This window comes from Sediminicola luteus, from assembly GCF_002514735.1.
Taxonomy (GTDB): Bacteria; Bacteroidota; Bacteroidia; order Flavobacteriales; family Flavobacteriaceae; genus HQA918.
Window position 1 is genome coordinate 306056 of sequence record NZ_NBWU01000005.1, and the last position, 25831, is coordinate 331886.

Here is a 25831-nt window from a genome sequence, read left to right on the forward strand (position 1 = left end):
CCTAAATTTTTGTGCACACGACCTGGTTGTCAAATTCTAAACTTACTACACGATAAGCCCCCAAAATCTTGTCTTTGGTGGCTTTGGCATAAAATGCCTTGAAATTGGCGAATTTTTGGGGCAATTTTTCAATGGCGCCTAATTCTACCACAAAATCTTCCATTCGGAACCGCAACTGGAAATCGTTATCCGATACCACGTGGATTCCGATGAGGTTTTTTCTTAAAAAGCCATCTTGGTTAACGTACTTGAGCAGCTCATAGATTTGAGACAAAGCATCGCCGGTTACCTCACCTGTGATTATAGGTACGCGGGCAGCATAAAAGGGCGACAATGGCATGCGTTTGCCCTCATCGTCCAAATAAAATTTGTCGTTCCCTTGCACCCTGCCAATAGGTGTTCGTTGTACTATATTGGCCTTAAGTTGCCCGTTTACAGTGTAGTACACATGGGCATTTTTAATCATGTCGTTGGCCAAGATGGTCTGTTCGAGACTATCCAAAACTACTTCATCTTTGGGGAGGTTTTCAAGGCTCCCATAATTTTGTATTAACAATTTATTAACCGCGTCTTGGGTTATAAAAAGTCGGTCGTCGCCCAAAAATTTGAGACTTATTTCCGTGGGTTTTCGAAGTTGGGATCTATGGTTGCTAAAGGCGAATAGTGCCATGACCACGATTAGGGCCCCCAAGAGTTTTATACTTTTCCATTTAGTTCCCATGGCTTAATGCGGTTTTAAGTTGGGTTACTTCGTTTCCTATATCACCGGCACCTAAGGTTAATAGGATATCGGGGTTGATATTACGTACCTCGTGCACCAATTCTGCTTTAGTGACCAGTTTTTTGTTCGGGTTCTCGATCTTGTTGAGTAACCAGTTGGCATCCACCCCCGGGATGGGGAGTTCCCGGGCCGGATAGATTTCTAACAGTAGCACATGGTCGAATTGCGCAAGACTTCTTGCGAAATCATCGGCAAAATCTTGGGTGCGACTGAATAAATGGGGTTGAAAGACTACTGTATTCCGTTTGTCAGGATATAGCTCGCTTACGGCCTGATGTACCGCATCGATTTCCGTAGGATGATGGGCGTAATCGTCTATATAGACAAAATCACTGGTTTTTATTTGATAGCTGAACCTTCTGGCCACGCCTTTGAATGTCCCTAAGGCCTTAGCTAGAATATTCGGGTCAAAACCAGATTCTACACCCAGGGCAAAGGCAGCCAAGGCGTTCATAAGGTTATGTCGCCCTGGTTTGGTAAAACGGCATCCTTTTATGTGTAGGCCCGGAGCTTCAATATCAAATTGGTAGGCTCCTTGATGTAAACGAATGTTGGTGGCCCTATAGGTGGCTTCGGCTTCTTCGCCATAGGTGATACCTGGTATTGGTAGGCCGTATCTGATAATGGACTTTCCACCCGGTTTTTGAAGTGCAATAAATTCTTCAAAAGCTGCGGTTAACTCCTCAGCTGCACCATAGATATCTAGATGATCGGCGTCCATGGCCGTTATACAGGCTATATCTGGGGTCAGGCGTAAAAAGGAGCGGTCAAATTCATCTGCTTCAACAACGGCGTAATCAGTACCGTTAAGGGCGAAGTTATTGCCTAAATCTTCGGAAACGCCACCTAAAAATGCCATATAAGGGGCTTGGGCCTCGTTTAGTAAATGGGCCAAAATACAGCTGGTAGTGGTTTTTCCATGGGTGCCGGCCACGGCCATGCAATAACTGGGATTGGCGATCATGCCCAAGACCTCTGATCGTTTGGCCAAATGGAAGTCGTTCTGACGGTAATAGGTTAACTCGGTATGGGAGTCGGGTAGGGCGGGGGTGTAAACCACCAGGGTGTTTTCTGGCTGAGTAAAGTCCGCTGGGATTTTTGAAATGTCGTCTTCAAAATGAATTTGGGCCCCTTCGCTTTGCAATGCTTGGGTACGGTCGTTTGGCGTACGGTCGTAACCTCCTACTTTTTTGCCCGAAAAAAGGAAATAACTGGCTAGGGCCGACATCCCAATGCCGCCAATGCCCAAAAAGTATACGTTATGTACTTGTTCCAGTTTCATTTTTTTAATAAAGCCTCTATTTCGTCTACAATATGTTCCGTGGCCTTTGGTAGGGCCAATTGTTTAATATTTTTTGAAAGTTCGGTTTGTTGTTCTTCAGATGCAACCAAGTTTTTGAACAGGGGTTGGAATCCCGTTTCCAGTTCTTTTTCCCTGACCAGTATGGCGGCTTTTTTATCGACTAGGGCCAAGGCGTTTTTTGTCTGATGGTCTTCGGCTACATTAGGCGAAGGAATAAATACCACAGGCTTACCAACGATACAGAGTTCCGATACCGAACTTGCTCCCGCTCTTGATATAACAAAGTCTGCTGAGGCATAGGCCTGGCCCATTTCTGTGATAAAGTCCAATACTTTTACCGAATCGTTTTCCAATGTGGCATATTGCGTTTTATACAGTTTGCCACACTGCCAGATGAGTTGAATGTCCAACGAATCGAAAAACTCTAGATTTTCACTGATCAACTGATTAATGCGTTTAGCACCTAAGCTACCTCCCAAAATCAGTAAGGTCTTTTTGTTGGGGGCTAATCCAAAATGTTTTCGGGCCTCTTCTTGAGGTGTGTGCTGCGATATGATAAGATCCCTTACCGGGTTTCCGGTCAATCGGATTTTGTCTTTTGGGAAATACCTTTCCATGTTATCGTAGGCTACACAGATTTTAAAGGCGGCAGGGGCCAACCATTTATTGGTGATACCGGCATAAGAGTTTTGCTCCTGTAAAACACTAGGTACGTTTAAAAAGGAGGCGGCCTTAATCAAAGGGCCACTGGCAAACCCGCCGGTACCTATAACGACATTGGGTTTAAAACGGGCTACGATACTGCTGGCTTTAATTAAACTCCAGACCAGTTTAATGGGGAACAAAAGGTTCTTTAGCGAAAGCTTACGTTGCAGTCCGCTGATCCAAAGTCCTTTTATGGGGTATCCGGCTTGGGGTACTTTTTCCATTTCCATGCGATCAGAGGCGCCTACGAATAGGAATTCTGCCTGCGGATGCCTACGTTTTAATTCGTTGGCAATGGCAATGGCCGGGTAAATATGACCGCCGGTTCCGCCTCCAGATAATATGAATTTATAATTGCCCACTGAGTACTTCCAAGGGATTTGGTTCTTCTTCTTTTTTTGTGGTTTTCACGGCTTTTTCCTCCTCAGTATCTTTTTTAACACTGGCACTAAGGATAATGCCTACAGCCAAACAGGTCATCCAAATGGAGGTGCCCCCCGTACTAATCAGAGGTAGGGTTTGGCCAGTTACAGGGAAAAGTCCCGTAGCTACCGCCATATTGATAAAAGCCTGGAAGACGATGGGTATGCCCACGCCTATGGCCAATAGTTTGGCGAAAATGGTTGTTGCTCCGTTGGCCACAACGACCACACGGAACAGGAATAATAGATAGAAAAAAAGTAGGGCGAGTCCGCCTAACATGCCATATTCCTCAATGATAATGGCATACATGAAATCGGAAGAACTCTGGGGTAGGGTGTTTTTCATAACACTCTTACCGGCTCCCCTGCCAAAAACACCACCTGAGGCAATGGCCATTTTAGCCCGCTGCGACTGGTAGTCTTCATTTAATCCGTCTTCACTGGGGCTAATGAATCGTTCGATACGGGCAGTCCAGGTGTCTACCCGAGTGGGCATAAGGTCTGGGAATGCCTTGGTAGTCATTATAAACAAAGCTGCCCCGATTACCCCTGTGGCTACAATGCCCAATAGATATTTGATGGGGTAACCCCCAATAAAACATAAGGTAAGTACCATACTAAAGATGATGGCAGCGGTAGAAAAATTAGCCGGAAAAATAAGGGCGACCACTAAGAATACCGGGGCCCATAGAGGGAGAATACTTTCTTGAAAACTAACTTTTCGGTCTTTTATTTTTGATAGGTAGCGGGCCACATAGACCATTAAAACCACCGCGGCCAAATTTGAGGTCTGGAATTTTAAACCTACGAATGGTACTTGCATCCATCTACTGGCGTTGGCGCCATCCATAACCTTGCCTTGGGCCAAGGTATAGGCCAAAAGTAAAATGATAACGGGCATGGCGATAATGGAGAGCCCTTTAAAATAATGAGTAGGCACGCGATGTACGGCATATATAATCCCGAAGCCGAGTATGAGTAAGAATATATGTTTGATGATATACCCGAAAATGGTGCCACTACCTGCCAATAATGAACTGCCCGTGCTGTATACGGGTAAAAATGAGAAAAAGGCCAAAAGGGTTACTACGCCCCAAATGGCTTTGTCTCCTTGTATGTCGGCTAGGTATTTTTTCATTTTCAGTGTTCTTGTTAGCCGGGTTGTTTTATGTTGTGCCCCTAGTTTATAGTCTTTTAATGGCTTGTTTAAATTGGTTTCCGCGATCTTCGTAATTCTCAAAAAGGTCAAAACTGGCACAGGCAGGCGATAATAGTACCGTGTCTCCCCTGCGGGCCACTTTGTAGGCTACTTTTACGGCTTCTTCCATAGAATAGGTCTCCACCAACAATTCGGCAATATTGCCAAAAGCGTCAACGATTTTGCTGTTGTCGTTACCTAAACAGATTATGGCCTTAACCTTTTCGCGAACCAAGGGCATCAATTCGTTATAGTCGTTTCCTTTATCTACCCCGCCTACGATCCATACGGTAGGGGTCTTCATGCTGTCAAGGGCGTAATAGGTGGCGTTTACATTGGTGGCCTTAGAATCGTTAATGTACTGTACGTGGTGTATTTTCAATACTTTTTCTAGGCGGTGTTCGGCTCCTTGGAAATTGGCGATGGAGTTACGTAGGGTTTCCTTTCTAATGCGTACCAAATTGGCGACCGTGGCGGCGGCCATGGTGTTTTTTAAGTTATGCTTACCTTCTAAAGCAACGGTATCCCTCATAATTTCCATAGTGTCTTCTGCTGTTTTAATAACAATTTTATTTTCATTTAAATAGGCTCCGAATTCCAATTCCTTTTCAAGGGAAAAGGGGAGTAATCTGGATTTCACGGGATGTTTTGCCAACCAATCCACCAATACCGGGTCATCGGCATCGTAGATCAAATAGTCGTTTTCGTCCTGGTTTTCCGCAATACGGAATTTAGAAGCGATATAGTTCTCGAATCGGTATTCGTAGCGATCTAAATGGTCGGGCGTAATGTTCGTAATGACCGCGATATGTGGCTTGAAATCTATAATACCGTCCAGTTGAAAACTGCTGATTTCAAGTACATAAGGGTCATAATCATTTTCACTGACCATTTTTGCGAAACTGTCGCCTATATTACCTGCCATGCCTACCTGTTTACCGCCTTCTTTTAAAAGGTGGTGGGTTAGTAGGGTAGTGGTGGTCTTACCGTTACTTCCGGTTATGGCGATAAGTTCTGCGGCCGTATAACGGGCCGCGAATTCAATCTCAGAAATGACCGGGATACCCGCCGTCATGAGCCTGCGTACTATAGGCGCGGTTTCGGGTATGCCCGGACTTTTCATAACCACATCGGCGTCGAGGATCAACTCCTCGCTATGTTGTTGTTCTTCCCAGTGAATTCCAGAATATATAAGAACCTTTTTGTATTTCTCTTGGATGGTGCCGTAATCCGATACGAATACCTCCAGTTGTTTTTTTTTACCTAATAGTGCCGTACCTACGCCACTTTCACCACCGCCCAATACCACCAATTTCATCTTAGCGAATCTTTAGGGTTACGATGGTTACCACCGCCAAAAGGATTCCAATAATCCAGAATCGCGTAACGATCTTGCTTTCGTGATAGCCTTTCTTTTGGTAGTGGTGGTGTAGGGGGGCCATCAAAAAAATACGTTGACCTTCCCCGGTTTTCTTTTTGGTGTATTTGAAATACCCGACTTGTAGCATAACAGACAGCGACTCTGCGAAAAAAATGCCGCAAAGAATGGGTATCAATAGTTCTTTTCTGATGATGATGGCGATAACCGCGATAATACCACCAATGGTCAAACTCCCGGTATCACCCATAAATACTTGGGCAGGATAGGCATTGTACCATAGGAAGCCGACCAAGGCTCCGGTAAATGCGGCAATGAACACTACCATTTCCCCGGCTCTGGGAATGAACATAATGTCTAGGTAATCGCTAAATATCACATTACCAGATACCCAGGCGAATATGCCTAGGGTGAGTACGATGATCGCCGATGAGCCCGCTGCCAAACCGTCGATGCCATCGGTAAGGTTGGCACCATTTGATACGGCGGTAACGATTAGGATGACAAATGGAATAAAAATGAGCCAAGCATACTCGGCCATGCCATCGCCCATCCAACTGATAAAATCGGAATAATCCAGTTCGTTGTTCTTTATAAAAGGCAAGGTCGTTTTGGTCGATTTTACCTCGGGTATGTCAGCGATTTCTATTTTGGGTAATTGGTCATCGGACTGATGGGCTTTCATGGTTACCCCGGGATGAAAGTAGAGGGTAGCGCCAACGGTGATGCCGAGTACTACTTGTCCCAAGATTTTGAACCTGCCTTTTAGGCCTTCCTTGTCTTTTTTGAAAACCTTGATGTAGTCATCTATAAAGCCGATAATGCCCATCCAAACGGTGGTTACGATCAATAAAATCACGTAAACATTATCGAGCTTGGTGAAGAGCAAAACCGGAACCAAAGTGGCCAATATAATAATGATGCCGCCCATAGTGGGAGTGCCCGCTTTTTCATTTTGACCGGCCAGGCCAAGATCGCGCACGGTTTCGCCTATTTGTTTTTTACGGATGAAATTGATGATGCGTTTACCGTACACCGTAGAAATGAACAACGACAACAAAATGGCCAGTGCTGCCCTAAAAGTCAGGAACTGGAAAAGTCCGGCTCCGGGGAGCTGGTAGTGTTGTTCTAAATATTCAAACAAATAATATAACATATGCGTGGGTGCCTGGGCTTATTTTTCCAAAACCGTCAAGGCTTCTTTTATCTTTTTAAAATCGTCGAATTCGCTGCGTACCCCTTGGGTTTCTTGATAGGTTTCGTGGCCTTTGCCGGCTACGAGTACAATGTCTTTGTCTTGGGCCAACCTACAGGCGGTCTTTATGGCTTGCGCCCTATCGACTACCGAAAGAAGCTTGCGTTGGTTTTGCATTTCAACGCCGGCTTCCATCTCGTTGATTATGGTGGCGGGGTCCTCGGAGCGGGGGTTGTCCGAGGTAAAAATGACGGTATCGCTCATTTCTGAAGCGATATGACCCATAACCGGACGCTTTGAGTGGTCACGATCACCACCACACCCCACTACGGTGATGACGTTTTCATTTCCGGTTCTCAACTCGTCGATCGTACGGAGTACGTTCTTAAGTGCATCCGGTGTATGGGCATAATCAACTATGGCTGTAACCCCTGTTGGGGATTTGTAATATTGAAATCTGCCGTCTACGCTTTCCAATTCACTGATAATCCTGAGTATTTCCATGGCCTCAAGACCCAATAATTCCGCAGTCGCGTATACCGCTAAAAGGTTATATGTGTTGAAACCGCCTATTAATCGGCTCCAAATCTCATTGTCATTGATCTTTATCAGTTGACCATCAAACTGTTGTTCCAATAATTGGCCTCTATAGTCTGTATAGGTTTTAAGGGCGTATCCGTATTTCGTGGCCTTGGTGTTTTGCAACATAAAGCCTCCATTTTTGTCGTCTTGGTTGGTAAGGGCGAAGGCCTTTTTGTCGAGTTGGTCGAACAGTCTTTTCTTAACGTTCCTGTACTCGGCAAAATCTTTATGGTAGTCTAAATGATCGTGGGTAAGGTTTGTAAAGATGGCACCGGAAAATACTAGGCCATCGGTACGTTTTTGGTCCAAACCATGGGAACTAACTTCCATAAAGCAATAGCTGGCACCTGTATCGCGCATTTCAGCCAAATATTTGTTGATTACCAAGGGGTCTGGGGTGGTGTGTTTGGTTGGGTAAACCTGGTCGTCTACCTTGATTTTAATGGTGGAGATTAAACCGGTAGCGTAACCTGCCTTACGAAACAATTGGTAAAGTAGGCTGCTAACAGTGGTTTTTCCGTTGGTGCCTGTTACGCCGACTAGCTTCAAGCTCTTCGAGGGGTTGTCGTAATAATTGGCGGCCATAATGGCCAAGGCACTTTGTGGGTCCGGGGTTTGTACGTAAGTGGTGTCTTCGGCTAAATTTTCCGGCAATTTTTCACAAACGATACAATTGGCCCCTAATCCAAGGGCTTTATCAATGTATTGGTGTCCGTCAGTTAGCGTGCCTTTTATGGCTACGAAGAGGTCGTTTTCGCCCACTTCCCTAGAGTCGAATTGTATGGCAGTAATACTTTTATCGGTACTTCCGTAAATAGTACCGATGCTAACCCCGAACAATATGTCTTTAATCAAGGTCATAAGAGTTCCAGTACTACTTGGTCTACTTTGGTTAGGGCGGTACCCTTGGCTACCGATTGTTTTTTCACTTTGCCATTACCTTTTACCACGACCTTAAGCCCGAGGTTTTCGAGTAGGGCAATGGCGTCCATGCCGCTCATGCCTTTTACGTTGGGAAGGGTGGCGTATTCTTTATTGCTATGATCGTAAAAATTGCCAAAGGCTTTTTCCAGATTTTCATCCTCACCTTGTAGTGGTAAGGCATCTTTGACCGGTGAACTGGCAAAAACCTTATGGGCAATGGATTTGAAAACGGGGCCAGAAACATCGGCGCCGTAATAACCTACCGACTTATCTGGATCGTGAATCACAACGATGCAAGAGTATTTCGGGTTATCTGCCGGAAAGTAGCCGGCAAAGGAAGAGATATAGGCAAAATGTTCTTCGTCTTTTGGGGCATAGTTTTTCTGACAGGTACCTGTTTTTCCGGCCATGGAGAAATAGGGGGTGTATAAACCCCTTCCGGTGCCATGTTTGGTCTCTACTACATTTTTAAGCATATGCTGTACCTTACCCAAGGTAGCTTCAGAGCAAATAGATGGGTTTATGATCTCTTTGTCGAAGGTGTGTATGGTGTTATTCAGTTCGCGTACCTCCTTGATCAATCGCGGACGGATCATTTCACCATCGTTGGCTATGGCATTGTAAAAGGCCAAGGTTTGCATGGGGGTCATGGATACCTCATATCCAAAAGACATCCAAGCTAAGGAAATACCGGACCAGCCTTTGTCTCCAGGATAACGTATTATAGGTTGACCTTCACCTTTAATGGGGAGTTCAAGGTCTTGGTGCAATCCCATGGACATAAGACGCTCTACGAACTTTTCAGGTTGGTTTTGGTAACCGTTATAAACAATTTTGGCCAAGGCTACATTCGAAGAGACTTCAAAGCCTTTGCTTGCGGTAACTTGACCATAACCCCCAATTTTGGAGTCTTTTACGACTCTGTCATATACACGCCAGCGGCCTTTTTCGGTGTCAAGAACCGTATTGGTGTCTACCACCTTGTCTTCTAGGGCGGCCACCATGGACATAAGTTTAAAGGTAGAGCCGGGCTCATGGGATTCGCCGACGGCGTAGTTCAGGCGTTCATAATATTTGCCTTCTTTGTTTCGGCCTAGGTTGGATATGGCTTTGATCTCGCCGGTACTGACCTCCATAACCACGGCACAGCCATGGTCGGCATTGTATTTTTCCAATTGTTTCAGTAGGGCGTGGTGGGCAATATCTTGAATACCGACATTGATGGTAGATACCACATCGTACCCATCTTTGGGTTCGATTATGTTCTCTTGGCCAATGGGTTTCCATTTGCCGTTTTGAATACGCTGTTTTAAACGCTTTCCGGCAGTACCCCGCAAATAGTCGCCGAAGGCGCCTTCTAGGCCAACGGGAACGTATTTGCCGTTTTCATTCAAGCGTTCCGAACCTACGGTACGCTCGGCTATTTTGCCCAAAGGATGTTCTCGAACGGTTTTGAATTCAGGAATAAAGCCCCCTTTGATCTTACCTTCCTTAAAAATGGGGAAGCTTTTGATGCGTAGGTATTCGGAGTATCCCAGGTTTCTGGCGATCAACTGGTAGCCGTTCCTATTCTTCCGGGCTTTTTCCAAAAGTAATAGGTAGTGAGAGGCCGGTTTGCCTAACATGGCCCCCAAAGAATCGGCCAAGGCTTCAACATGGTCGGTAAACAAACTTTCCTTTACGATGTTGGCATCGAAGTGTATCTCGTACTTGGCGACCGAAGTGGCTAATAAGCTACCGTCGTCCGCATAAAGGTTGCCCCGGGCAGGGTCGATGGTGAACATTTTTTCGTTGGTAGCATCGGCCATATCCCTATAGGTAGTGCCTTCCGTGGTCTGTAGGGTAACCAACTTGAATACGATGGCGGCCGCAAACAGGAACAGACCCCCGGCGAACAGGTAAGAGCGGAGCATGATGTTCTTTTCGTTGGTGGCCATTAGTTGCGTACTACTTTTATGTGTTTTGGTGGGGTTTCCGATGGTGCCAAGCCTTGCTCGGCCATTATTTGGGTTACTTTCGATTCTAGCTTTAGCTGCTGTACGGCATAGCGTCCTTCTACATACTGCCCCTTGAGTTCGCGAATGCGTTCGTTCAATTGGGCTATTTCGTGTACTTTCTTGTCTGCGTTATGCGAGCTGGATATCATGACCACGGCCAAGAAGGATAGGAATACAATGAACAGCCAATTCTTGGGGGCGTCGCCACTAACCAAGAATTTACCTTTTAATATGTCCATTAATCCATTTCGCATGTCTATACTTTTTTGGCGATTCGCAGTTTGGCACTGCGGGCCCTATTGTTTCTGTTTATTTCTTCTTGGCTCGGTACGATCAATCCGCCTACCTTCTTAAAAGGAACCTGGGCATTGCCGTAAAAATCTTTTTCTACTTCCCCTTCGAATTTACCGGTGCGTATAAAGCGCTTTACCAGGCGGTCTTCCAAGGAATGGTAGCTAATCAGGCTTAACCGTCCGTTTGGGGCCAATATGTCATGGGCTTGCAGTAATAGTTCCTTTATTACCTGTAGCTCTTGGTTTACTTCTATGCGTATGGCCTGGTATATCTGGGCCAATATTTTTTGTTCTTTGTGCTTGGGCAAGAACTTTCCCAATACTTTTTTTAAATCGGTAGTGGTGGCGATCGGACCATTGGTGCGGGCCTCTACTATGGTGTTGGCTATGGCGTGACCGTTTCGGAGTTCTCCGTATTGCTGTAAAACCCCTCTAAGGTCTTCCATGCTATACTGGTTTACCACCTCATGAGCCGATTGGGTGCCGCTTTGGTCCATTCGCATATCCAAAGCACCGTCGAATCGGGTAGAGAAACCTCGGGCCCCACTATCGAATTGATGCGACGACACACCAAAGTCTCCTAGAATGCCATCTACCTCAGTAATGTTATAGAACTTTAGGAAGCGATTCAGGTGCCTGAAATTGGCTTGGATCAGCTGGAACCTGTCGTCTTCCGGTATGTTGTTGGCCGCATCGGTATCTTGGTCAAAACCGAACAATTTACCGTCTGGGCCTAGTCTCGATAATATTTCCCTAGAATGGCCACCGCCACCAAAAGTGACATCTACATAAGTGCCATTGGTCTTTATGGCCAGTCCGTCTACCGACTCTTTCAGTAGTACGGGGTCATGATACTCAGTCTTCATCGCCGAACCCTCCCATGATTTCAGCGGCCAGTTCTTTAAAGCTTGGCAACGAATCTTCGATAACCGCGGCAGATTTGGCCGTATCCCATATTTCTATCCGGTCTCCCGAGGCGATCAAGGTGACTTCCTTCGAAATCCCGGCATCGGCAACTAAGGTTTTCGGAATCTGTAACCTTCCGGTCGAATCAATGCTCACGGGTTTGACCCCGGCCGAAAGCACCCTGATAAAGTTGTCGATCTTGGGATGGAACCGGTTCTTTTTCAAGACGCGCTGCATCATCTTGTCAAAAGCGGCCCGCGGAAACAACTCCAAGCACTCATGGTGTACGGAGGGCTTTATTACAAAGCCTTCCTTGAGTATGGCGGCCAGCTGCTCCTGTAGGGATACAGGTAGCATAACGCGGCCTTTGGCGTCTGCCTTACACTCGTATGAACCAATGAGATTCGTCACTGAAAAAGGATCCTTTTTTCTTTATATAACCCAAATATATAGAATTTATTACCACTGACTTCCGAATTATGCCATATTGTTGATAAGTTCTACCACTTTCTACCACCAATTTTTATAATTCGCTGATTTTTAAGGGGTATTTGGGCGGTGTGGTTTTTATTCCTCGACCGATTATCGAAAGATTTTCGATGTGTTAAAACACGGCAGAAAACTGGGCTTTCCATTAGGCGGAAATGACTATATTTGCGATCTTAGAGTTGAAGCTGACCTGATGGACACAAGCGTAATAACAGAAGGAAAATTCCGATATATCGAGTTTGGTGAAGGTACGCCCATAGTCGTGTTACATGGCTTAATGGGTGGCTTGAGCAACTTCGGTGGCGTGAGTAGTTTTTTCCCGGAAAAAGGGTATAAGGTTATATTGCCCGAACTTCCTATTTACGATATGCCCATGCTTAAGACTACGGTGAAGCACTTTGCCAAGTTCGTGGCCGAGTTTTTGGAGCATAAAGGTCTTGATGAAGTGTTGCTTTTGGGGAATTCCTTAGGAGGGCATGTAGGCTTATTGTTCACCAAAATGTATCCTGAAAAAGTCAAAGGGCTCATTATTACCGGAAGCTCAGGGCTTTATGAAAGTGCCATGGGCGATAGTTATCCCAAACGTGGGAGCTACGAATTCATTGAAAAGAAGGCGCAAGATGTTTTTTACGACCCTGCCGTGGCAACCAAAGAGATTGTCGACGAGGTGTATGCGACCGTTAATGATAGGGTAAAACTCGTAAAAACCTTGGCGATTGCCAAAAGTGCTATACGCCATAATATGGCCAAAGATTTACCGAAAATGCCAACCCCTACCTGTATTATTTGGGGTAAGAACGATTCGGTTACCCCGCCCGAGGTGGCAGAAGAATTCCATACCTTATTACCCGACTCCGATCTGTACTGGATAGATAAATGTGGCCATGCGCCCATGATGGAGCACCCTGATACTTTTAACGAGCTGTTATACGCTTGGTTGTTGGCCAGAAAATTCCAATAAAACAGAATTGTGAAAATAGCATCTGCCGAATTTGTCGTCAGTAATTCCAATGTGGCCTCTTGCCCTAAAGATGCCCTACCCGAATATGCTTTTATAGGTAGGTCTAATGTGGGTAAATCGTCTTTGATCAATATGCTGACACAACGGAAGCATTTGGCCAAGACTTCTGGGAGGCCGGGAAAAACCCAATTGATCAACCATTTTAAGATTAATAAAGATTGGTTTTTGGTCGATTTACCGGGTTATGGTTATGCCCGGGTTTCTAAAAAAGATAAAAAAACCTTTCAAAAATACATAACCGATTACTTTAAGGAGCGCAAACAATTGGTGTGTGCTTTTGTGTTGGTAGATATTCGGCATGAGCCTCAACCCATTGATGTGAATTTTATGGAATGGCTGGGCGAAAACCAAATTCCCTTTTGTATCATTTTCACCAAGGCCGACAAACTAAAACCAGCGGCCATAGAAAGGCAGGTGGCAGATTATCTTGGAAAATTGGAGGCGGGTGCTTGGGAAGAGGCGCCCCAGCATTTCGTGACCAGCTCAAGTCATAGAACGGGTAGGGAAAACCTCCTGGACTTTATCGATCAGGTGAATACTTCGGTCAAGGGGTAAACCTTATTTTTTCTTCAGTTCCAACTTTTCGGCAAAATAATCGCAAAAATCACGCATGGTTGCCGTCATTTTTTCGTCTTGGGTAGCCTTAAAGAAGGTGTCGGACATGGCCATAAGTGTCTGGTGGAAGAAGATTTTCATTTCGTCTACAGGCATGTCTTTGGTCCAAAGATCGATTTTTAAAGATTCCTTGGCGTTGTGGTCCCAAACCGATAATAAGAAGGCCTTGGCTTCTGCTTTGGCGACCCCACCATCAACGGCAGACCAAGATAAGGCTTCCGGCACCCTGTTTTCGTCCAATTCTACGTTCAATTCAATCTTTGAGCTATGCTGTGCCATTATCTTCGAGGTTTGTAATTAGCGCGTTTAAATATTTCGTCCGCGGGTAATTGTAATAGGTCTTGTAGGCTTAGGTCGTTTTTCTCCATGAAGGCGTTAACGATCTGCCACCCCATATATCTTCCGGTCTTACCGGGCGATTCACTGTCGAGTTCCAATTGGAATTTAGAGAATGGGGCAGGGGCTAAAAAACGCCTTTCGAGATTTTTATCGGTACTATAAAGTAGTTCACGTTCAATAAAGTAGCGCCAAATCTGTTCTTCGTTGGCTTGTGCCCATTGCCATTGTGCCTCGGTATAGTGCATTAAATCATGAGGCGGGCTTTGGGGCAATAGTTTTTGCTTTAAATAGAGTTCTTTACCATAGCCTATAATTTGATCCAAAAACCGGCGGCCACCCATACTAATCCATTGTTTGGCAAAGGTACCGGCCACATCGGGCAGCAGGTATTTTTTATCCAGTTCTTGGGCCACATAACGCGGTAGTCCCTGATAGAATTTGTGGTCAGGACCCAGATAGTTTTGTAGTCCGATTAAAAGCAAACTATCTGCCAAAACGACCCTATAGGCATAATCTACCTCGGCAGCAAGGGTAACTGTTTTGGGTATCCGGGTTTTGGGGAAGTAATATTTTATGTGTTTGTACAATTGCGTAAGGCCTTCTTTTTCGGTTTCTAAATCAGGAAAAAGTTGTGCTACTTCTTTAGAGATCGAAAGTTGTAAGGTGTCTTGCATGCGCCTCTGCCATACGCTATCGGCCACGCTTTCTGGATAAAGGTAGGGGTATTTGGCTTTTAACTGTCCAAGATTATCTGGTGAGGTCTGTGCCAAGTCTTTATCAAAACGTTCAAAAATGGGGTCAATGGCGATATGGTCGAGGTTTAAAGCGCTGTTTTTTGTGTCGTCTTTACAACCGATACATAATAAAAGAAGTGATACGAAAAATATGTGCGCCCTTTTCAAACCGTATTCGTTAATTTAGCGGCAAAGGTACCCATTTTAGTAATATCAAATAGCTTTTAGATGGATTCGAAAAAAACGGTAGATTATATTGTAGATTGGTTGGGTTCTTATGCAAATAAGGCAGGTTTAAAAGGATTTGTGGTGGGCATTTCCGGAGGAATTGATTCTGCCCTGACCTCCACGCTTTGCGCTAAAACGGGCTTGGAGTTACTTTGTTTGGAGATGCCTATCCATCAGGCAGAGAACCAGGTATCACGTGCAGCTGCCCACATTGAATGGCTACAAGCGAATTTTGATAAAATAAGTAGGCAAAAAGTTGATCTTACGGAAACCTTCGATACCATGGTGGAGGCTTTTCCGGCGGTAGCGAACGAAGAAGATCGCTTTTTACCCTTGGCGAACACCCGGGCCAGATTACGTATGTCTACCTTGTATTATTTTGCCGGATTGCACGGGTATTTGGTAGCGGGTACCGGCAACAAAGTTGAAGACTTTGGGGTCGGCTTTTTTACCAAGTACGGTGATGGCGGCGTTGATCTTAGCCCGATTGCCGATCTTGTAAAATCTGAAGTTTATGCATTGGCGGCATATTTGGGTGTAAATCAAGAGATTTTAGAAGCGGCACCTACCGATGGTCTCTTTGGTGACGACCGTACCGATGCCGATCAACTGGGGGCTAGTTACCCGGAGCTTGAGTGGGCCATGGAACAAGATGCCTTGGGTAAAATGCCATCGGATTTTGTTGGTAGGGATACCGAGGTGTTGACTATTTATCAGCGCCTGAATCGTATTAACCAGCACAAAATGGTGCCGATTCCGGTATGTAACATTCCCGATAAAGTGCGGTAAAAACCGGAGTAATGCGTAATTTCTTGCAAATTCTTACGTAAATATTGCTTTTTTTATGAAAAAGTAGGACAATATTTTGTAGCATTTCACTGTTTTAAAGTATCTTGCAGTCGGTCACGCACGACCAGCAACCAATTTAATTAATTATTTTTCTAATGATTAAAGTTTTAATTGCGGACAACCATCCGGTAGTCCGTACAGGAATCAAGAGTGTATTGGGTTCCGCGGCAGACTTTGAGGTCCTAGGGGATGTCGCTACCACTACAGAATTGTTTGCCACATTGGAAATTAACACGCCTGATGTCGTGATTATGGAATTGGATATTCCAGAAATCAACGGTATCGCTACACTTCGAAAGATCAAACAAGATCATCCGGATGTAAAGGTGTTGATCTACAGTGGACAATCGGAAGACGTCTATGCTTTGAGTACGATCAGGGCAGGTGCTTTTGGTTATCTTTCGAAAACCGCCGATATCGATTATATCGTAAACGCGGTGCGTAAAGTCAGTACAGGCGGCATGTTCATTACCAATGAACTGGCTCAGCGTTTGGCTTTTGACGAAGGAACCCAAAAACCTAGAAGGTTTTTCAGGAAATTGTCTACCCGCGAAGTCGAGGTCCTAAAACTATTGGCTAGTGGAATGCGCAACAAGGATGTGGCCCAAGGCCTCAACCTGAACGAAAAAACGGTGAGTACCTATAAGGCTCGCTTAATGAAAAAGCTGAATGTAGACAACCTAGTTGATCTATTGCAGCAGGCTAAAGCGTTGGAATTGTATTAACGATTCCATGGCATTACGAACCAAACCCTGGCCTAGGCCAGGGTTTTTTTATGCGTCAGGGTTTCCTCAAACGCTTTATATACGACTTTTTGGTTTGAAAAGCGTTGTCTAGTGTTCTAGGCTTAGGTTTATTCCAAATTTGGGTATCGTATAAGATAGGAAATAGCTTGTTGTAAAGGCATGATTTTTATCATGGTGATCTAGTGGGCATATGCCGACCTTTAAAGTGCATTTAAAAACCACGGACCATGAAAAAAAGAACTCCGGTCTCCTCTATAATGACCAAAGACGTTGTTACACTGACACATACCGATGATTTGGTAACCGCCGAATCTTTATTCAAAAAACATCATATCAGACACATTCCCGTGGTAAATGGGGGTGGGGTAACCGGTATGCTTAGTTATACCGATTTGTTGCGAATCAGTTTCGCTGATGCGGTAGATGAAGATGAAGTGGCCGTAGATACCACGGTATATAATATGTTTACCATTGAACAGGTAATGGCCAAAAATCCGGTTGCGGTACAAACTACAACCACCGTTAAGGAAGTAGCCGAGATTTTGGCCAATAACGAATTCCATGCCCTGCCCGTAATCGATGAAGGCAAACTGAAAGGAATCGTTACCACCACTGATCTTATCAAATATCTCTTGTCACAGTATTAGTAGTAGTTTGTCATAGGTTATACGACAAGGGAAACGGAAAAGCAGGTGCGAAAGTGCCTGCTTTCCTTCGTTATACATGCGAGCTTATAACTTGGTATGTATGTGTGCCATTATATGTTTGGCGTGTATTCGGGAGTTTTCTATAAACCATTTGTGGGTTTCCATACCGCCACAGATAACCCCCGCCAAATAGAGTCCGCTTACATTGGTTTCCATGGTTTCTGGGTCGTATTGCGGTAAGCGCTTTTCGTCTTCAGAAAGGGTAATGCCCAGTTTTTCCAAGAAAGTGAAATTGGGTCGGTATCCGGTCATGGCCAATACATAGTCGTTTTCTAGAATATGGGTGCCATCTGGCCCTGAGACTTGTATTTTATCTGGTGTTATTTCCCTAATAGTACTATTGTAATAGGCTGCAATACTTCCTTCTTCAATTCGGTTGATTATATCGGGACGTACCCAGTATTTGACCCTTGGGCCTACCTCGGGGCCACGAATGATCAAACTTACCTCGGCTCCCTTACGCCAACATTCCAAGGCAGCATCTATGGCCGAATTGCTTGCTCCGACAACAGCCACTTTTTGGCCGGCGTAGTAATGCGGATTACCATAGTAATGACTTACTTTTTCCAAATCTTCCCCGGGTACATTAATGTAGTTCGGAATATCGTAAAAACCCGTGGCCACTACCACTTGTTTGCTTTCGTAGCTTCCTTTGGTGGTACGGATATTAAAATGACCGAGGTTTTCTACCTTTTCTACCTTTTCGAATAGGTTTGTACGCAGCTGGTTAGAAGTTACTATTCTGCGGTAGTACTCCAGAGCTTCGTCTTTCTTTGGTTTTGCTTCCTTGCTTATAAACGGGATGTTGTCTATTTCGAGTCTTTCAGAAGAGGAGAAGAATTGCATATTGGCCGGATAGTGGTACAGCGAGTTTACGATGCAACCTTTTTCCAAAATCAAATAGCTCAGTCCTTTTTTTTTGGCTTCCAGACCACAGGCTATCCCAATGGGGCCTCCTCCAATTATGACAACATCCAACATGGGCTAGGCAATAACTTTTTTAAGGTTCTTAATGGTGTCCGTTGGGTTATCGCTCTTAAACACAAAACTTCCGGCCACTAAAACATCGGCACCGGCATCTACCAGGGCTTTCGCATTTTTATCATTGACACCACCGTCAATTTCGATTAAAGTTTGGGCGCCATTATCGTTGATCAAGGTTTTTAGTTTCTTGATCTTGTCATAGGTGTTCTCAATAAAGGCCTGTCCGCCAAAACCTGGGTTTACGCTCATTAAACAAACAAGGTCAATGTCTTGGATCACGTCTTCGAGCAGGTGTGCGGGCGTATGCGGATTTAAGGCGACACCGGCTTTCATGCCTGCATTTTTAATGGCTTGAAGGCTGCGGTGTAAATGTGTACAGGCTTCATAATGTACAGTGAGTACATCGGCCCCAAGATCGGCGAAAGTTTGCACATATCTGTCGGGGTCAACGATCATAAGGTGAACGTCCAAGGTTTTTTGGGTATGGCGTGCCATAGCTTGTAAAACGGGCATTCCAAACGAAATGTTGGGAACGAAAACCCCGTCCATGATATCGATATGGAACCAATCGGCCTCACTGGCGTTTACCATTTCAATATCGCGTTGTAAATTGGCGAAATCGGCTGCGAGCAGTGATGGGGCTATCTTTTTGTATTGCATGTCTGAAGGCGTTGTTTTGCGCCGCAAAAGTAACGAATATCGGCGATGTTTTTAAGGCAGGGGGTCGTATATTTGAGCTTAAATTATCCAGTATACCTTTCACCACAACCTATATCCGGTATATGTTTATAACGCGACCCCACTCCCTTGTTTTAAGATTAATCCGTCTGTTAAGTCAATTGTCATTGTTCTTCTTGTTGTTGTTTTCCTGTACCGATAAAAAGGAAAGTTATAGCAAAAAGGGCGCAGGGGAAGACCCGAATATCTATGGCATGAAAGCGGATGCCGATTTTTTGGGCGATGGAAAATGTAAGGAGTGCCATCAAGAAGAATATAGTGAATGGGAAGGGTCGCATCATCAAATGTCGATGTTGCTGGCTGATAGCATTTCGGTAAAGGCGCCGTTTCAGGGTGAGATTTTCGATAGTCAAGGGGTGAGATCGACCTTCTGTTCGAAACCGGATGGCTTTTACGTAACCACCGAAGGTCCCGATGGTAAACCGGCTGATTATAAAATAGAATATACTTTTGGCATTGCCCCCTTGCAGCAATATATCGTAAAATTTCCCGATGGCCATTATCAGTGTTTACGAACGGCTTGGGATACCGAAAAAGGGGAGTGGTTCGATCTTTATCCCGATTTTAAGGTGGTGCATTCCGAATGGCTGCATTGGACCAAGGGCGGACTGAATTGGAATACCATGTGTTCGGACTGCCATTCGACCAATGTGCGCAAGAATTACAAGGCCGATACACATAGTTACGATACCCAATACGCCTTAATCAACGTAAGTTGCGAAGCTTGTCATGGGCCAGGAAAAAGCCATGTTGCCGAGGTGGAACGTTTGGGGGATGCGTATGAGCCAAATGGTAGTTTTCAAATGACCATGGCCACACCGCCCAAGCAATTGGTGGATCAATGTGCCCGTTGCCATGTGTTACGGGAGCAGGTCACCGATGGATTTGATTATAAAGGGAGTCTTTTGGATCATTATTTTCCCCGCTTAATCGATACCTTGACGTATTTCCCGGACGGACAAATTCTAGGGGAAGACTATGTGTACGGTTCTTTTGTACAGAGCAAAATGTATCATAATAATGTAAGTTGTAAAGACTGCCACAATTCTCATTCCTTAGCCTTAAAAGCCGAAGGCAATGCCCTTTGTCTACAATGCCATGAGTCGAGTACGTACGATACGGAAAGGCATCATTTTCATAGCATGGGGCAAGAGGGGGCGGCCTGTATCAATTGTCATATGCCGGGCCGGATCTATATGGGCAACGATTTTAGGCGTGATCATAGCTTTAGGGTGCCTCGACCCGATCAGAGCATAGCCTATGGTACACCCAATGCTTGTATGGATTGCCATGCCGAGAAAGGTAATGCCTGGGCTTGGGAGGCCTATAAAAAATGGTATGGAGAAGCACCGGAAGGGCATTTTTCTGATTTGTTGGCGGCAGGCTTAACTGCCCCGAATGGGTCGCAGCTATTGAAAAAATTGGCGCAAGATACCCTGCAGCCCGATATTGCCAGGGCTTCAGCCATTCATGGGATGCACGAGAATGCCTTAAGTGAGGCGGAGATACAAGGGGTTTTGGCATTTTTAAAAGATGATGCGGCCGTAGTACGGGGAGCCACCCTGGATTTCTTTGGGGAACAGGAAAACTCGAGTTATACCAATCATTTTTGGCCCCTGTTAAAAGATGCCAAGCGAGCGGTTCGGGTGAAGGCTTATTTTGCCTTGGCCGGACAGCAATCGGTGCCCAAAGGTTATGAAGAAGCTTATAAGAAAGTCGGGGAGGAATTCGCCCATTACCTCAAGGCTACGTCCGATTTTGTTGGCGGTAGGGTAAAGCAGGCAAATTATCATTTAAAGAAAGGAAAGTTGGCCCAGGCCATTGCTAGTTATGAAAGCGCCCAAAGATTGGATGCCTTGGATAATAATGTCCGTATGACCTTGGGTAATCTATATTATCGAAATAAACAATACGACAAGGCTGAAAAAGCGTTCCGCACTATAATCGAGCAAGAGCCCGAATTTGGGGCTACCTATTTTACCTATGCCTTACTATTGGCCGAACAAGAACGATTCAACGAGGCGGCCCAGCAGTTGGAAAGTAGTATAGCCAGAGCACCCGATAACCAAAGGGCCTATTACAATCTTTGTTTGATCTACGACCGCATCGGGGAAAAGGAATTGGCCTATACCACCGCCTTAAAAGGCTTGGAAAAGCAGGAGAATAATGTGGACCTTATGTATACCCTGGCCTTTTTGTACCATAAAAATGGGGATTCGAAGAAAGCTAGGCCTTGGGTGGTTAAATTGATCCGTTTGCAACCCGAGAACCAGCAGTTTAGGGCTTTTTTGAATGAGATTGATTATGGAGAGTAATGTTTTTACATATAACTATTTTGTTGTATAACAAAATAGTTATATATTGGAATTATGAAATCAAGTTCCTTGATAAAACTGATTGAAGCGGATGGGTGGAAGTTAGTTAGAACGAAAGGGAGTCATCACCACTTTAAACATCCGGTTAAGAAGGGATTAGTTACGATTCCACATCCCAAAAAAGATGTGCCAATCGGAACTGTAAAATCTATTCTTAGACAAGCGGGTTTGTAATTGGATTCCGTTTTATTCTATCAATTTTGGTTTCAGGAAAGTAATCGAATAAATTATGACAACAGAGGAAAAGGGTGTTTTTTCAAAGGATTCGGTAATCGTGTTTGTTGAACAGGCTAATGACGGTACCTATTGGGGTACCAGTCAAAATATACCTGGGGTGGTTTCTGCTTTCGGTAATAGTTTAGAAGAACTTAAGGCAAATTTCAATCAGGCATTTTTGGATTATCTGGAAGTGGCAAGAGAGCTAGGAGAACCTTGGTTAAGAGATGTTGAAGGGCTGGGTAATTATCTTTTTAAATTAAATCTTCAATCTTTTTTTAGACTGGTACCTGAGGTGAAAATCAGTGCTATTGCAGAAAAGGCAGGGATTAATGCTTCATTGCTGCGCCAATATGCCACGGGTAAGGCAAATGCTTCTGAGACAAGGGCTAAACAAATAGAAAAAGCGGTGCATCAATTAGGTCAAGAATTGTTGTCAGTATCGCTGTAGACTAACCCTAAATACCTCATTTTCTAAATTTACAATGATTGATACACCTAATAATTAGGCACAAAAAAACTCCGGTAATCAGCCGGAGTTTATTCATCAATCAAAAAACGAACAGTCATGAATAACTGTTTATTAGGGCCTAAGTTACCACATTTACACAAAAAAACCAACTTTTGATTCGGTTTAATGTGTAAAATGCACTTTTTAACCTAGGTATGTCTTTAATATCTTGCTTCTTGAGGTATGCTTTAGCCTTCTAATGGCTTTTTCCTTAATCTGGCGTACCCTTTCGCGAGTCAGGTCAAAGGTCTCTCCGATTTCTTCCAAGGTCATGGAGTGTTGCCCGGCCAAACCAAAGTACAGGCGGATAACATCGGCCTCTCTTGGGGTCAGGGTTTCCAAAGCGCGCTCGATCTCGGTACGCAACGATTCGTGCAACAGTTCCTTGTCGGGGTTCGGGGATTCGCCCGAACGCAATACGTCGTATAGGTTCGAATCTTCCCCGTCGATCAATGGGGCATCCATAGATACGTGGCGACCACTGTTCTTCAACGACTGTTTTACGTCTTCAACGGTCATATCCAATTCCTTGGCGATTTCTTCGGCCGAAGGCACACGCTCATGGGCTTGCTCTAAAAAAGCAAAGGTTTTGTTGATCTTATTGATCGAACCGATTTTGTTCAAGGGCAAACGTACGATACGCGATTGCTCGGCCAATGCCTGAAGAATGGATTGACGGATCCACCATACGGCGTACGATATGAACTTAAAACCACGGGTCTCGTCAAAACGTTGTGCAGCTTTGATAAGACCTAAGTTTCCTTCGTTGATCAAATCGGGAAGGGTCAATCCTTGGTTTTGATATTGTTTGGCCACAGAGACAACGAACCTTAGGTTGGCCTTGGTCAATTTTTCCAAGGCAATTTGATCTCCGGCCTTGATCCGCTGTGCCAATTCTACCTCTTCATCTGCCGTAATCAAATCTACTTTACCTATCTCCTGTAGGTATTTGTCCAAAGAGGCGGTTTCCCGGTTGGTTACCTGCTTTGTGATCTTTAACTGTCTCATGCTGTATTTTCCTTTGTGTATTTAGGACCTTTTATAAGTGGGTGCTATTTGTTTATACGTAAGAATTACACAAAAGTTACAATTTCAATATATTTTTTTTGCCAAAGTTTCCGTAGTACTGGTTTTTAGTCCCATTTTGTTGAGGACGTCTTATGTTGTGAAGAAATAAAAAAGCCCGGGATTTCCCAGGCTTTCGTATGCTAAAAAAGAAAATTAATCCCTTTTTGGTCTGTCGTCGCGGTTGCGATCTCTGTTTCGGTTGTCCCTTCCGCGATTATCACGGCCACGGTTATCGCGTCCACGATGATTTCTGTCGCGTGGTGGGCGCTCTACATAACCTTCCGGTTTTGGCAACAAGGCTTTTCTCGATACCTTTTCCTTACGGGTTTTAGGATCTATTCCGAAGTACTTCACGTCCATTACGTCGCCCATGTTCACTACATCAGTTACGTTTTCGGTGCGTTCCCAAGCCAATTCGGAAACGTGTAACAAGGTTTCGTTACCCGGGGCCTCAACGTATTCTACAACGGCACCGAATTCTAAAATCTTAATGACCTTAACCTCATATACGCTACCTACCACAGGTTTGAAGGTGATAGAGTCTATCTTGGCCAATACGGCATCGATGCCCCCTTGGTCGGTACCCAAGATCTCTACGATACCTTCTTCGGTAACCGGGTCTTCGTTGATAACGATAGTGGTTTTGGTCTCTTTCTGAAGTTCTTGGATTACTTTTCCACCAGGTCCGATCAAAGCACCGATAAACTCGTTGGCAATGGTAGTAGTAACCATTTTCGGAGCATGTGGTTTTACATCTTCGTTAGGTGCGGCAATGGTATCGGTTAGTTTGTCCAAGATGTGTAAACGACCTTCTTTGGCTTGCATTAAGGCGTTGGTCAAGATCTCGTAAGAAAGACCTTTTACTTTAATATCCATCTGACAGGCTGTGATTCCCTCTTCGGTACCACAAACTTTAAAGTCCATATCACCTAAGTGATCTTCATCACCAAGAATATCGGACAATACGGCGTACTTACCAGATTCGGCATCGGAAATCAATCCCATAGCGATACCTGAAACTGGTTTTTTAAGCTGTACCCCGGCATCCATCATGGCCATGGTTCCCGAACAAACGGTAGCCATAGAAGAAGAACCATTAGATTCCAAAACTTCCGATACTACTCGAACGGTATAAGGACAATCGTCTGGTACCATGCGTTTTAAGGCGCGTTGGGCCAAGTTACCGTGACCTACTTCCCTACGTGATGTACCACGGATCGGACGGGCCTCACCGGTACAGAATGGAGGGAAGTTGTAGTGAAGATAGAAGGTCTCTTCACCTTCGTAAGATGGCATATCGATTTGGTTGGCCTCTCTAGAAGTACCTAAGGTTACCGTGGCCAATGCCTGGGTCTCACCTCGGGTAAAGATGGAAGAACCGTGGGTAGAAGGTAGGTAATCTACCTCACACCAAATCGGACGGATCTCGGTGGTCTTACGACCATCTAAACGTAAGCCTTCGTCCAAGGTTAGGTTACGTACGGCTTCTTTTTCGGCCTTGTGGTAATACTTCGATATCAAACCACCGTATTCTTCTTGCTCTTCTTCTGAGAAGGTTTCGGTAATCTCTTCTTTGATGGCCATAAAGCTGGCGCTACGCTCGTGTTTGGCAGAACCGGCCTTGGCTACGGCATAAACCTTGTCATAGGCCATGTCGTAGATCTTTTTGGCCAAATCTTCGTCGGCACGCTCTGGCTCATACTCACGTACTTCTTTCTTTCCGAAGGCTTCGGCCAAACGAATCTGGGCCTCACATTGTACTTTAATGGCTTCGTGGGCGAATTGGATGGCTTCTACCATTTCCTCTTCGGAAATCTCGCTCATTTCACCTTCTACCATCATAACCGAATCCATAGAGGCACCGATAACCATATCGATATCGGAGGTTTCTAACTGGGCACGGCTTGGGTTAATAATCAAGTTACCGTCTACCCGACCTACACGTACCTCTGAAATGGCACATTCGAACGGGAAGTCGGACAATTGAATGGCGGCAGAAGCGGCAAGACCGGCCATGGCATCTGGCATTACGTCCTCGTCATGCGACATCAATTGGATCATTACCTGGGTCTCGGAATGGTAATCTTTTGGGAAAAGCGGACGCAAAACACGGTCTACCAAACGCATGGTAAGAACCTCGCCATCGCTTGGACGTGCTTCCCTTTTGAAAAAACCACCTGGATAACGACCTGCGGCGGCGAATTTTTCACGGTAATCTACGGTAAGGGGCAAGAAATCTACATCGCTTTGTTTGTAGTTGGAAACTACGGTACACAGCAACATACATTTACCCGATTGTACTACGACAGATCCGTGGGCCTGTTTGGCCAATTTTCCGGTCTCGATGGAAATGGTCCTACCATCGCCCAAATCGATGACCTCTCTAAAAACTTGTGGAATCATACATACTGATTTAGCCTTTTTAGCAAAAGGCTTTCATTAAACTTTGGTCTTTGTCCGAAACGGACTAGTGTTGTTGTGTTGTGTGTTGTTCGACCAATGAAAAACCGGTATGTCAGCTTTTTGT

Annotated in this window: 25 protein-coding genes; 8 read left to right on the top strand and 17 right to left on the bottom strand. The window is 44.9% G+C overall.

The window, feature by feature from the left end; all coding sequences use genetic code 11:
• Position 1 precedes the first annotated feature (1 nt).
• Genes B7P33_RS16565 through B7P33_RS16615 form a run of 11 tightly spaced genes read right to left on the bottom strand, consistent with a single transcriptional unit; the run spans position 2 to position 12095 of the window.
• On the bottom strand, positions 2-721 hold the full coding sequence (locus B7P33_RS16565) for a cell division protein FtsQ/DivIB (protein WP_097443338.1): 720 nt from the start codon (positions 719-721) through the stop codon (positions 2-4).
• Positions 711-2063, bottom strand: a complete 1353-nt coding sequence (gene murC / locus B7P33_RS16570) for a UDP-N-acetylmuramate--L-alanine ligase (protein ID WP_097443339.1) — start codon at positions 2061-2063, stop codon at positions 711-713. The genes B7P33_RS16565 and murC overlap by 11 nt, the downstream gene beginning before the upstream one ends.
• Positions 2060-3151, bottom strand: coding sequence for an undecaprenyldiphospho-muramoylpentapeptide beta-N-acetylglucosaminyltransferase (gene murG, locus B7P33_RS16575; RefSeq protein ID WP_097443340.1), 1092 nt, complete (start codon positions 3149-3151; stop codon positions 2060-2062). Before murG ends, murC begins: the two co-directional genes overlap by 4 nt.
• On the bottom strand, positions 3138-4349 hold the full coding sequence (locus B7P33_RS16580) for an FtsW/RodA/SpoVE family cell cycle protein (RefSeq protein WP_097443341.1): 1212 nt from the start codon (positions 4347-4349) through the stop codon (positions 3138-3140). Before B7P33_RS16580 ends, murG begins: the two co-directional genes overlap by 14 nt.
• Positions 4350-4395: 46 nt before the next feature.
• Entirely contained in the window at positions 4396-5727 is a 1332-nt protein-coding gene (gene murD / locus B7P33_RS16585; RefSeq protein WP_097443342.1) for a UDP-N-acetylmuramoyl-L-alanine--D-glutamate ligase, read from the bottom strand.
• Between the two features lies 1 nt (position 5728).
• The gene (gene mraY / locus B7P33_RS16590) at positions 5729-6943 is read right to left on the bottom strand and encodes a phospho-N-acetylmuramoyl-pentapeptide-transferase (protein WP_097443343.1); all 1215 of its coding nucleotides are present in this window, start codon (positions 6941-6943) and stop codon (positions 5729-5731) included.
• 18 nt (positions 6944-6961) lie between these two features.
• Positions 6962-8425 carry a UDP-N-acetylmuramoyl-L-alanyl-D-glutamate--2,6-diaminopimelate ligase gene (locus B7P33_RS16595; protein ID WP_097443344.1) on the bottom strand — a complete coding sequence of 488 codons (1464 nt, stop codon included), beginning with the start codon at positions 8423-8425 and terminating at the stop codon, positions 6962-6964.
• Entirely contained in the window at positions 8422-10425 is a 2004-nt protein-coding gene (locus tag B7P33_RS16600; protein WP_097443345.1) for a penicillin-binding protein, read from the bottom strand. The genes B7P33_RS16595 and B7P33_RS16600 overlap by 4 nt, the downstream gene beginning before the upstream one ends.
• Positions 10425-10739, bottom strand: a complete 315-nt coding sequence (locus B7P33_RS16605) for an FtsL-like putative cell division protein (protein ID WP_097443346.1) — start codon at positions 10737-10739, stop codon at positions 10425-10427. Before B7P33_RS16605 ends, B7P33_RS16600 begins: the two co-directional genes overlap by 1 nt.
• 2 nt (positions 10740-10741) lie before the next feature.
• Positions 10742-11644 (bottom strand): 16S rRNA (cytosine(1402)-N(4))-methyltransferase RsmH, encoded by a 903-nt coding sequence (gene rsmH, locus B7P33_RS16610; RefSeq protein ID WP_097443347.1) that lies wholly within the window; start codon positions 11642-11644, stop codon positions 10742-10744.
• Positions 11634-12095, bottom strand: coding sequence for a division/cell wall cluster transcriptional repressor MraZ (locus B7P33_RS16615; RefSeq protein ID WP_097443348.1), 462 nt, complete (start codon positions 12093-12095; stop codon positions 11634-11636). Before B7P33_RS16615 ends, rsmH begins: the two co-directional genes overlap by 11 nt.
• Before the next feature lie 271 nt (positions 12096-12366).
• Between B7P33_RS16615 and B7P33_RS16620 the strand changes: the two genes are divergently transcribed.
• Together B7P33_RS16620 and yihA are read left to right on the top strand one after the other, a co-directional pair.
• Entirely contained in the window at positions 12367-13134 is a 768-nt protein-coding gene (locus B7P33_RS16620; RefSeq protein ID WP_097443349.1) for an alpha/beta fold hydrolase, read from the top strand.
• Positions 13135-13143: 9 nt separating this feature from the next.
• Positions 13144-13749: a ribosome biogenesis GTP-binding protein YihA/YsxC gene (gene yihA, locus B7P33_RS16625; RefSeq protein WP_097443350.1), complete on the top strand. Its 606-nt coding sequence runs from the start codon at positions 13144-13146 to the stop codon at positions 13747-13749.
• Between the two features lie 3 nt (positions 13750-13752).
• Here the strand turns inward: yihA and gldC are convergent, their stop codons facing one another.
• Positions 13753-14088, bottom strand: a complete 336-nt coding sequence (gldC, locus tag B7P33_RS16630) for a gliding motility protein GldC (RefSeq protein WP_172435980.1) — start codon at positions 14086-14088, stop codon at positions 13753-13755.
• Entirely contained in the window at positions 14088-15050 is a 963-nt protein-coding gene (gldB, locus tag B7P33_RS16635) for a gliding motility lipoprotein GldB (protein ID WP_097443352.1), read from the bottom strand. Before gldB ends, gldC begins: the two co-directional genes overlap by 1 nt.
• A gap of 60 nt (positions 15051-15110) precedes the next feature.
• Between gldB and nadE the strand changes: the two genes are divergently transcribed.
• From nadE to B7P33_RS16650, 3 genes are all read left to right on the top strand, one after another.
• A complete protein-coding gene (nadE, locus tag B7P33_RS16640; RefSeq protein WP_097443353.1) occupies positions 15111-15899 on the top strand; it encodes an NAD(+) synthase in 789 nt (262 codons plus the stop codon).
• 155 nt (positions 15900-16054) lie between these two features.
• Positions 16055-16684 carry a response regulator gene (locus tag B7P33_RS16645; RefSeq protein ID WP_097443354.1) on the top strand — a complete coding sequence of 210 codons (630 nt, stop codon included), beginning with the start codon at positions 16055-16057 and terminating at the stop codon, positions 16682-16684.
• Positions 16685-16932: 248 nt separating this feature from the next.
• Entirely contained in the window at positions 16933-17352 is a 420-nt protein-coding gene (locus B7P33_RS16650; RefSeq protein WP_097443355.1) for a CBS domain-containing protein, read from the top strand.
• Positions 17353-17436: 84 nt separating this feature from the next.
• Here the strand turns inward: B7P33_RS16650 and B7P33_RS16655 are convergent, their stop codons facing one another.
• Together B7P33_RS16655 and rpe are read right to left on the bottom strand one after the other, a co-directional pair.
• A complete protein-coding gene (locus B7P33_RS16655; RefSeq protein WP_097443356.1) occupies positions 17437-18393 on the bottom strand; it encodes a YpdA family putative bacillithiol disulfide reductase in 957 nt (318 codons plus the stop codon).
• A 3-nt stretch (positions 18394-18396) separates the two neighbouring features.
• Positions 18397-19056, bottom strand: coding sequence for a ribulose-phosphate 3-epimerase (gene rpe, locus B7P33_RS16660; protein WP_097443357.1), 660 nt, complete (start codon positions 19054-19056; stop codon positions 18397-18399).
• 122 nt (positions 19057-19178) lie between these two features.
• Between rpe and B7P33_RS16665 the strand changes: the two genes are divergently transcribed.
• From B7P33_RS16665 to B7P33_RS16675, 3 genes are read left to right on the top strand one after another with little or no spacing between them, the layout of a single operon-like run.
• Positions 19179-21449, top strand: a complete 2271-nt coding sequence (locus B7P33_RS16665; RefSeq protein ID WP_097443556.1) for a tetratricopeptide repeat protein — start codon at positions 19179-19181, stop codon at positions 21447-21449.
• 54 nt (positions 21450-21503) lie between these two features.
• On the top strand, positions 21504-21683 hold the full coding sequence (locus B7P33_RS16670; protein WP_097443358.1) for a type II toxin-antitoxin system HicA family toxin: 180 nt from the start codon (positions 21504-21506) through the stop codon (positions 21681-21683).
• Positions 21684-21738: 55 nt separating this feature from the next.
• Positions 21739-22176, top strand: coding sequence for a type II toxin-antitoxin system HicB family antitoxin (locus tag B7P33_RS16675; protein WP_097443359.1), 438 nt, complete (start codon positions 21739-21741; stop codon positions 22174-22176).
• A 204-nt stretch (positions 22177-22380) separates the two neighbouring features.
• Here the strand turns inward: B7P33_RS16675 and B7P33_RS16680 are convergent, their stop codons facing one another.
• Together B7P33_RS16680 and B7P33_RS16685 are read right to left on the bottom strand one after the other, a co-directional pair.
• A complete protein-coding gene (locus B7P33_RS16680) occupies positions 22381-23244 on the bottom strand; it encodes a sigma-70 family RNA polymerase sigma factor (RefSeq protein ID WP_073180565.1) in 864 nt (287 codons plus the stop codon).
• Between the two features lie 213 nt (positions 23245-23457).
• Complete coding sequence (locus tag B7P33_RS16685; protein ID WP_097443360.1) at positions 23458-25707, bottom strand: polyribonucleotide nucleotidyltransferase; 2250 nt, start codon at positions 25705-25707, stop codon at positions 23458-23460.
• Positions 25708-25831 lie beyond the last annotated feature (124 nt).